The 7305-nt window shown below is 42.4% G+C and carries 8 protein-coding genes; 3 read left to right on the top strand and 5 right to left on the bottom strand.

Translation table 11 applies throughout. The features are described 5' to 3' along the window. From B4K20_RS09835 to B4K20_RS09825, 3 genes are all read left to right on the top strand, one after another. Positions 1-694: DUF3438 family protein (locus tag B4K20_RS09835; RefSeq protein ID WP_289282749.1), on the top strand; the 694-nt coding region annotated here is incomplete at its 5' end. Positions 695-707: 13 nt separating this feature from the next. After that, the gene (locus tag B4K20_RS09830; protein ID WP_289282748.1) at positions 708-1808 is read left to right on the top strand and encodes a TonB-dependent receptor; all 1101 of its coding nucleotides are present in this window, start codon (positions 708-710) and stop codon (positions 1806-1808) included. Continuing rightward, a complete protein-coding gene (locus tag B4K20_RS09825; RefSeq protein WP_289282747.1) occupies positions 1798-3528 on the top strand; it encodes a PglL family O-oligosaccharyltransferase in 1731 nt (576 codons plus the stop codon). Before B4K20_RS09830 ends, B4K20_RS09825 begins: the two co-directional genes overlap by 11 nt. Here B4K20_RS09825 and B4K20_RS09820 read toward each other — a convergent pair. The 5 genes from B4K20_RS09820 to B4K20_RS09800 all read right to left on the bottom strand — a co-directional run. Beyond that, on the bottom strand, positions 3514-3843 hold the full coding sequence (locus tag B4K20_RS09820; protein WP_286305013.1) for an SUF system Fe-S cluster assembly protein: 330 nt from the start codon (positions 3841-3843) through the stop codon (positions 3514-3516). The two genes, B4K20_RS09825 and B4K20_RS09820, sit on opposite strands and share 15 nt — an antisense overlap. A gap of 12 nt (positions 3844-3855) precedes the next feature. After that, entirely contained in the window at positions 3856-4302 is a 447-nt protein-coding gene (sufU, locus tag B4K20_RS09815) for a Fe-S cluster assembly sulfur transfer protein SufU (protein WP_289282746.1), read from the bottom strand. Continuing rightward, complete coding sequence (locus tag B4K20_RS09810; RefSeq protein WP_286305015.1) at positions 4302-5561, bottom strand: cysteine desulfurase; 1260 nt, start codon at positions 5559-5561, stop codon at positions 4302-4304. The genes sufU and B4K20_RS09810 overlap by 1 nt, the downstream gene beginning before the upstream one ends. A 3-nt stretch (positions 5562-5564) precedes the next feature. After that, positions 5565-6869: a Fe-S cluster assembly protein SufD gene (sufD, locus tag B4K20_RS09805; RefSeq protein ID WP_289282745.1), complete on the bottom strand. Its 1305-nt coding sequence runs from the start codon at positions 6867-6869 to the stop codon at positions 5565-5567. Then, positions 6866-7305 (bottom strand): ABC transporter ATP-binding protein (locus B4K20_RS09800; protein ID WP_414683375.1); only part of this gene is annotated, 440 nt, incomplete at its 5' end. The genes sufD and B4K20_RS09800, both read right to left, overlap by 4 nt.

The following is a 7305-nucleotide window of genomic DNA, read 5'->3' as shown; positions in this document are numbered from 1 at the left end:
CTTAACCGTAGCCATCGGAGGGCTTATTCGCACTTCAAAAAATAACCAACAACGGCAAGTGCCTGTGCTGGGTGAAATTCCAGTTCTCGGTCGATTGTTCCGAAGCACAACTGAAAGTGAGGAAGAAAGTGAAACCGTTCTACTCATCACGCCTCGCATTATCAATACACCAGAACAAAGTGAAAATATTCGTCAGACCGATAATGCGTTTTATAAAGGTTACAACCGAGATTTTCCCGATCCACCGCCATTGCCTAACCAATTTATAGACAAAGATCCAAACTCGGAAATCACAGCGACTTCAGCTAGTCAGCAACGACAACAGCTCTACATGCAGATGAGTGAATATGCTGCTGAAAATATTCGTCGACCAGAGATTGAACGCGTAAGAAGTGATATTTACTCTCCGGTTGATGTGATTTCAGTCGCTGCAGGCATCTTTAAAGATCACAGAATCAAAACCGTGCCACTCGCTAGCTGGCAACGAGGTGGCATGTATGTAACGGCTATTGCTTTATATAACCGCTCTAACAATGTGCTCAACATCAATTATGACGATATTAACGGCAAGTGGCTTGCCTCTACTGTTGAAACCGAAGCGCTTGACCCAGCTGGCACAGCTGGTTCAACCACCTATATGTATTTAGTTTCAGCATTGCCGTTTAATGATGTTGTGACTGGTTTGATGAAATAAAGGGACTTTTAAAGTGATTCGAATCCAAAAAGCAGTCGTCATTTTGTACAGCATACCGATATGGATCAGCCTGCCTGCTCAGGCAGGCCCTAAACTTCATATGCATGTTTTTGAGGAAAAAACAGTATCAGACGTGTCGGCCCCTTCTCCACAGGAACGAAAACTGACTTTACATGTTTTTGATCCAACAACATCCACATCCTCAAAAGTTAATTCAAATGGTAATAAGATTATCAGCCAGAACACGTCTTTTAATGCTCCAAGTCCAGCACACTACAAAAGCGTGAATATGTATATTAAGACAGGCTATCAGCGAGATGATTTTGCTTGGAACATAGCTGGGCCAACTGGTGTACCCAATATTTTGTCTGAACTGACATGGAAAGATATCGAAATAGCTACCATTTCCATCGGTGGTGATGTTTTTTTAAAAGACCAGTGGTTAACCCAAGCTGAATTTAGTTATGGCAAAATTTGGGATGGTGAAAGTCAGGCATCAGTTTATTCAGCCAACAATCGCACTATGGAGACATTTAGGTCAAAAAATAGAGCTGATGAAGGATATATCTACGATATGTCGGCTAATCTTGCCTATAAATATCCCGCATATATACAACAGCAACATTCTCTATTTTTAGTCCCTAAACTGGGCTTCAGTTATCACAAACAACATCTAAAAATAGTGGATGGTAAACAAACCATTCCGTTTGAGGCGGGGATCGCCAATCTGGATAGTTCCTACGAAACAACCTGGTACGGCCCATGGTTTGGGCTTAGCAGTGAATATAGTCACAGTGATAAATATCAGTTTCAATTAGGTGTTGAATACCATTATGCCTTTTACGATGCAGAAGCTTCATGGGAAAGCTCTGGCCTACAAGGGAAATTTGAACACGAAGCACGAGGATCTGGCTGGATTTATAACGCCTCTGCTGATTATAAGCTTCAGTCCAACCTATCACTAGGCATAGAACTGATATACGAAGACTGGCTGGCTGATAAGAATGGTAAAGATAGCATCTATTCTGTTGATGGAAATGACATTGCGTTGGAATTTAATGAAGCCGAAAGAACCAGTTTTACCGCTAACCTAAAGCTCAATTATGAATTCTGATATAACTTCTAACTACAGGACATTTTTTGTTCTGTTCGCACTAACACTACTAGGCTCAATGTACTTTCATGCCAATATTGGTGGCAGTGGTATGCGAATCCCAAACAATATTCTGGTTTGGCTTTTTGGTAGTGTGATTGGCTTTTATGGTTTATATCGGTTTAGTCAGTCAGACAAAATCATTTTGCCGCGCTTTACATGGTTATTATTGGCTTTCCCAGTAATGGCGCTATTATCTGGTGTGGCCGCAGGCGTTGTTAACTCGACAGAGTGGTTTCTGAGGTTATTTTATACTTGGGGTGGTGTGTTATTTTTCTTTGCACTATTCCAGTTTAATTTCACACCTAAAAAAATCGATCAGATACTTTTGTGGATCATTCTTGCCAGCGTATTGCATGCCATTATTGGCATTGCTCAGATATTGTATGTGAATGACTTACCAGGCTGGCTTCCGGTGAATCAACAGGGTGAACCCACCGGTACGTTTCAGCAGATAAATAACCACGCCAGTTTTCAGGTCACCACTCTGATGCTGGTATTTTGGCTATTGACTCGACCTATTATGAAATATGCGCGCTGGCCAGTCATGACCTTATTATTCATCGCCATTTTCAGCTCAACCTTCATTGTTAGCTTTAGTGGCTCGAGAGTCGCTATTCTAGGTTTTTTACTGGCATTCCCTCTGTTTGTGCTAAGCCGTTGGAAATATATCCAGACCAATAAAAAACGTTGGGGATTAGTGATTTTAGTTATGAGTCTGGCTATCATTGCATCTCATCAAATTGACACAGATAAAGGGCTAAGCTCAATAGTCGAAAAAACCGCTGCAATGAACTCTGGTTATTCAGGTGATGCAAGGTTAGGTATTTATACAATCAGTTTTGACCTCGTCAAAGAGAGTCCAATTTATGGTCATGGTATCGGCAGTTTCGCTCGTGTATGGCAATTAGCAAAACCTGATTTTTATGAGCATCATCCTGATGCCACGTTGCCTAAACAACGTGTTTCACATCCACATAATGAAATCATCTACTGGCTGGTAGAAGGCGGCCTGTTAGCTGGTATCGGTTTGATACTTTTTGGTGTGGCATTATTAAAAATGCTGTGGCATTTACCCGTGAGACGACGTTACGCATATGCTGCTTTGTTATTGCCCATCATACTTCACACACAGGTTGAATTACCTTTTTATATTTCTTCCCTGCATTGGTTCATCATGCTTGTATTATTGTTTGTGGTGTTTTATCCATCACGTGTGAAATATGAAAAACAGTTATCAATAGCTGCGAATACCAGTCTCAAAGGCTTGTCAGTCATTAGTGGGGTTGTAGCAGTCGTATTCTTTACTCACAGTATGCTGGCGAACCTGGAATTTCGTGATTATTTATTAAAGCGTTCTGATCCAGAACAAGTGTTCGATATGGCTATGGAGAATCCGTATTTCCGAGACTTAGCGACACAAGTGACGATGTCGTTACTTTATGAACAAAGCCGACAGATCGGTATTCGCGACAATATTGAGATTTTCGCTGACTGGGTAGAAAATGAACTAAATCGAAACCCACACATTAACCTGTTTAGGTTAGCCATTCGATCGCGTCTTGATTTGAAAGATGAAAAAAAAGCTTGTGCTCTTAATGAGAGAGCACAAGCCATTTATCCTAGAGATAAGGGATTTAATACCATCAAAGATGAGTGTAGCGCGTTAGAACATGCCTAACTGTAACTGTGCCGCTTCCGTCATCATATCTTTCGTCCATTGTGGTTCCCAGACTAGTTCGACATGCGCTTTTTTGACACCCGGAACAGACATGACGCGAGATTCAACATCCCCTGGAAATGTTTGAGCAACTGGACAACCTGGTGCTGTTAACGTCATATCGATACTCACATTACCTGAGGTACTTATCTGAATATCGTAAATTAGGCCCAATTCGTAAATATTGATGGGGATTTCCGGATCATAGATAGTTTTTAATACTTCTATGACGTCTTCTTTTAACTGTTCCGGGCTGATTTGATATTGATCGTTCATAAACCTGCCCTTTTATTCTGTTGAAACTGAAATATCATGATCATTGTCTACGGCAGCGTGAACGGTATGCCATGACAATGTTGCACATTTAACGCGTGCAGGAAACTCTTTAACGCCAGCCAGTACTTGGAGTTTGCCGCTCAGTTCAGCCGCATCATCTTCTCCTGTTAATGCTTTATGCACGTTGTCATACAATACTTCTGCTTCAGCTAACGTTTTACCTTTCAGGCTCTCCGTCATCAGTGAAGCAGAGGCAACAGAGATAGCACAACCATTGCCCTGAAAGCTGACATCTTCAATCACGTCGCCATTCATTTTCACGTAAACAACCAAGGCATCACCACATAATGGGTTATTACCATGTGCCATGTGATTCGCGTCTGCAATTTCTCTGAAATTACGAGGCTTTTTTTTGTGATCCATGATCACTTGTTGATAAAGATCGCGTAAATCACTCATCAGGCAAATAACTCCTGTGTGGTATGGATAGCTTTAACCAGTGCATCAACTTCTTGCTCTGTATTGTAAAAAGCAAATGAAGCACGAGCAGTTGCTGCAATACCGTAATACTGCATAACAGGCTGAGCACAGTGATGACCTGCACGGATCGCCACCCCTTCCTGATCAAAGATAGTACCGACATCATGAGGATGAACATCTTCAATCATAAAGGACAAAACACTGGCTTTGTGTTCTGCGGTACCGATTATGCGGATACCTTCTATTGCAGATAATTTATCGGTCGCTAATTCAAGCAGAGCATGCTCATAAGCGGCGAGTTTATCCACCCCTATTGACTGCATATAATCAATTGCTGCACCTAACCCCACAGCACCAGCAATGTGAGGTGTACCCGCTTCGAATTTATAAGGCAATGAATTATATTCTGTATGCTCAAAACTGACCGACAGAATCATATCGCCACCACCCTGCCATGGTGGCATAGCTTCTAATAGAGCCTGTTTTCCATAGAGTGCACCAATACCTGTCGGTGCATACATTTTATGGCCTGAGAACACATAAAAATCACAATCCAGTTCCTGCACGTCCACCTGCATATGTGGCACGGCTTGGGCGCCGTCAATTAATACAGGAATACCTTTGGCTTTCGCTTTTTGTGTCATTTGCTTAACGGGATTCACCGTACCCAGCGCATTAGACACCTGACCTACCGCCATGATTTTTGTTTTATTCGTCAACAAAGCATCAAACTCTGATAAATCCAACTCACCAGACTCTGTCATGGGGATGACTTTTAGCTTAGCACCGGTTTGTTCACACACCATTTGCCAGGGCACGATATTAGCGTGATGCTCCAAATAGCTGATGAGAATTTCATCACCTGCTTGCAATTGTGGTCTGACAAAACTTTGAGCCACTAAATTGATCGCTTCTGTAGCACCTCTGACAAAGATAATTTCTTTATCTGATGACGCGTTCAAAAAGCCCCTAACTTTACTTCTAGCGCCTTCATAGGCATCTGTCGCACGTTGGCTCAATCGATGAACGCCACGATGGACATTGGCATTATCAAGACGGTAATACTGATCAACGGCTTCAATAACCTGTACGGGTTTTTGACTACTGGCCGCATTATCTAAATAAACAAGAGAATGACCATTGACCTGTTGATTTAGAATAGGAAAATCACGGCGAATAGCTGCAATATCGAAATCAGTCAGCATCGACTCAGCCAGATTGTATGTTGATTGTGTCATGAACTACACACCTCGCGGTAATCGGGTTTCAATGACATTGGATAAAGCTTGGCGAATGGGCAAATCAGCAATTCGCTGGAGCACTTCTACGGCAAACGCATAAGTGAGTAGACTTCTCGCACTCGTTTCATCAAGCCCACGTGAACGTAGGAAAAAGATTTGCTGTTCATCTAACTGTCCCACCGTACTACCATGGCCACACTTCACATCATCAGCGTATATTTCCATTTCTGGCTTGGTATCGATTTCACAGGTACGTGACAGTAATAAGTTACGGTTGCTTTGATTGGCATCTGTTTTTTGTGCATCTTTATGCACAATAACCTTACCGTTAAATACCGCATGGCTGTCGCCATCCAGCACACCTTTATAAATTTCTTCACTGGTGGTGTTCGGTACCGCGTGATCGATACGCGTGTGGTTATCGACATGTTGTTTACCGGTAACCAGATACATGCCATCCATAGTCACATGTGCCTGTTCTCCTAAGAGCTGACTATGAATGTCATTTCTCGCCAGTTTGGCACCGAGTGAAATGTTGTTGGTATGCCAGGTGCTCGTGCTCGCTTGCTTACCCGCCAAGGTGGCAATGTGATAATGAGATAAAGATTCATGCTGCAATTTGAAATGATTCAAACGCGCATTGTCTGCCAGATTCACTTCTGAGATGACATCTGTCAGTCCGACAGACTCATCATTCAGACTGGCATAATGCTCAACGATCGTTAAGTCTGCATCTTTAGCCAAATCAATAACATGACGAAGGTGTGTGGCCAACTTTTCAGTTTCACCTGTGTTAATCACTAACAGTTCAATGGGTTTAGTGATGTTACTGCCAGCTTTAACTTGAATATAAGCGCCTTCATTCATCAGCATCGTATTCAGTGCATTCAAACCTGGCTTTTCAATATCAATCTGCTGGTTCAGTACGGCTTCTGACATTGATAGGGCTTGTGATAGAGGAAGTAGCGTTAAACCTGGCTCAAGGTCATCAATACGAGATAACTCGGCATTGAATTGACCATCAACAATGACCAATCTATATGCTGATTCTAGCAAGGCAACTTCTGAGCATCGCGTTTCGTTTAACTGAGAGGCTTGAGCTTCGTGAGTAAACGTCTCTTGTGACAGCGCCCATAAAGAAGTGTACTTCCAGTCTTCAACCTTTTTAGAAGGTAAACCATGGCGTTGAAACTGAGCACGCGCCTGTTCACGCAGCGTCTTTAACCAATCGAGTTCTTGACCCGGTATTGTGTTATTGACTGCGATATCGCTAAATGGCGTGGTGATATCAGTTAACTGTTTCATGCAGTCTCACCTTCCGGTGCGTCGTGAATCCAGCTATAACCTGATTTCTCCAGTTCTTTTGCCAATTCTTTATCGCCTGATTTGACGATACGGCCTTCAGATAAGACATGTACAAAATCTGGAACGATATGATCCAATAAACGCTGATAGTGAGTAATCATCACGATAGAGCGATCTTCAGCACGGAGTGCATTCACGCCTTCTGACACAATGCGTAAGGCATCGATATCCAGTCCTGAGTCCGTTTCATCAAGAATCGCTAAAGCAGGTTCAAGTATGGCCATCTGGAGAATTTCATTACGCTTTTTCTCACCGCCAGAAAAACCTTCGTTGACATTACGATGAAGAAATTCTTCATTCATTTTGACCAGTTTCATTTTCTCGCGTACCAGTGTCAGAAAATCCATCGCATAGACTTCTTCCAGACCTTGATACT

The organism is Methylophaga sp. UBA5088, assembly GCF_002414625.1.
In the GTDB taxonomy this organism is placed as follows: domain Bacteria; phylum Pseudomonadota; class Gammaproteobacteria; order Nitrosococcales; family Methylophagaceae; genus Methylophaga; species Methylophaga marina.
The sequence above is the reverse complement of the archived record's forward strand: the minus strand, read 5'-3'. Positions and strand labels throughout refer to the sequence as shown.